Origin of the sequence: Kitasatospora sp. NPDC093558, assembly GCF_040683475.1 — a bacterium.
Taxonomy (GTDB): Bacteria; Actinomycetota; Actinomycetes; order Streptomycetales; family Streptomycetaceae; genus Kitasatospora.
Genome location: NZ_JBFBDY010000974.1, coordinates 1 through 1,868, shown reverse-complemented (window position 1 = coordinate 1,868; position 1,868 = coordinate 1). Strand labels below are relative to the sequence as shown.

1 protein-coding gene is annotated in these 1,868 nt (G+C 77.1%); it reads left to right on the top strand.

Translation table 11 applies throughout. From position 1 onward, the window contains the following. The coding region (locus tag AB0O00_RS37545) for a beta-ketoacyl synthase N-terminal-like domain-containing protein (protein ID WP_363659176.1) at positions 1–1,868 on the top strand (1,868 nt) is incomplete at both ends.

The window sequence follows — 1,868 nt, the reverse complement described above, 5'->3', positions numbered from 1 at the left end:
CCCTCGCCGGGCAGCGCCGGGCCGCGGGCCTGCCCGCCGTCTCGGTCGGCTGGGGCCTGTGGGACCTGGCCGACGGCATGGCGGGCGCCCTCGACGAGGCCTCGCTGCGCCGCCTGGAGCGCTCCGGCCTGGCGCCGATCGGCGCCGAGGACGGCCTGGCCCTGTTCGACGCCGTGCCGGCCACGGACGAACCCGCCCCCGTCGCCGCCCGGCTGGACCGCTCCGCGCTGGGCGCCCTCGCCCAGGCCGGCACCCTGCCCGCGCTGTTCGGCGCCCTGGTGCGCACCCCGGCCGCCCGGGAGCGCACGGCCCGGGCCGCCGCGCCGCTGCGGCGCATCGCCGCGCTGCCGGAGGCGGAGCAGCACGCCGCCCTGCTGGAGCTGGTACGCGCCAAGGCGGCGGCCGTGCTCGGCCACCCGTCGGCCGACCGGGTCGACCCCGAGAGCAACTTCAGCAAGCTGGGCTTCGATTCGCTCATCGCCCTCGAACTGCGCAACGAGCTCACCGAGGCCACCGGCCTGCGGATGCACTCCACGGTGATCTTCGACTACCCGACCCCGACCGCCCTCGCCGCGCACCTGCGCGGCGAACTGGTCGGCAGCCAGGAGCAGTCCGGCCCGGCGACGGCCCGGGCGGACGCCGACGAGCCGCTCGCCGTCATCGGCATGGCCTGCCGCTTTCCCGGCGGGGTCCGCTCCCCCGAGGACCTGTGGCAGCTCGTGCTCGACGGGACCGACGCGATCGGCCCGCTGCCCGAGGACCGCGGCTGGGACCTCGACGGCCTCTACCACCCGGACCCGGACCACACCGGCACCAGCTACGTGCGCGACGGCGGATTCCTGTACGACGCGGCCGAGTTCGACGCCGACTTCTTCGGCATCACCCCGCGCGAGGCGCTCGCCATGGACCCGCAGCAGCGGATCCTGCTGGAGACCGCCTGGGAGGCGCTGGAGCGGGCCGGCATCGACCCGGCGTCGCTGCGCGGCACCGACGCCGCCGTGTTCGCCGGCCTGATGTACCACGACTACGCGACCGGCCTCGCCACCCTGCCGGACGGCGTCGAGGGCCTGCTCGGCACCGGCGGCGCGGGCAGCGTCGCCTCCGGCCGGATCGCCTACACGCTCGGCCTGGAGGGCCCCGCCCTCACCGTCGACACCGCGTGCTCCTCGGCGCTGGTCGCGCTGCACCTGGCCGGCGAGTCGCTGCGCCGCGGCGAGTGCTCGCTGGCCCTGGCCGGCGGCGCGACGGTGATGTCGACGCCGAGCACCTTCGTCGAGTTCAGCCGTCAGCGCGGGCTCTCCCCGGACGGCCGCTGCAAGCCGTTCGCGGCCGGCGCGGACGGCACCGGCTGGGCCGAGGGCGCGGGCTGGATCCTGCTGGAGCGGCTGTCCGACGCGCGCCGCAACGGCCACCGGGTGCTCGCCCTGGTGCGCGGCAGCGCGATCAACCAGGACGGTGCCAGCAACGGCCTCGCCGCCCCCAACGGCCCCGCCCAGGAGCGGGTGATCCGCCGGGCCCTGGACGCCGCGGGCCTCACGCCCGCCGACGTCGACGCGGTCGAGGCGCACGGCACCGGCACCGCGCTCGGCGACCCGATCGAGGCGCACGCACTGCTGAACGTCTACGGGCGCGAGCGGCAGGGCGAGGACCCGCTGTGGGTCGGCTCGGTGAAGTCCAACATCGGGCACACCCAGGCCGCGGCCGGCGTCGCCTCCGTCATCAAGACCGTCCTGGCGATGCGCCACGGCGTGCTGCCGAAGTCGCTGCACATCGACGAGCCGTCCCGGCACATCGACTGGACGTCGGGCGCGGTGGCGCCGCTGGCCGAGGCGACGGCGTGGCCGCGGACCGGCCGCCCGCGCCGGGCC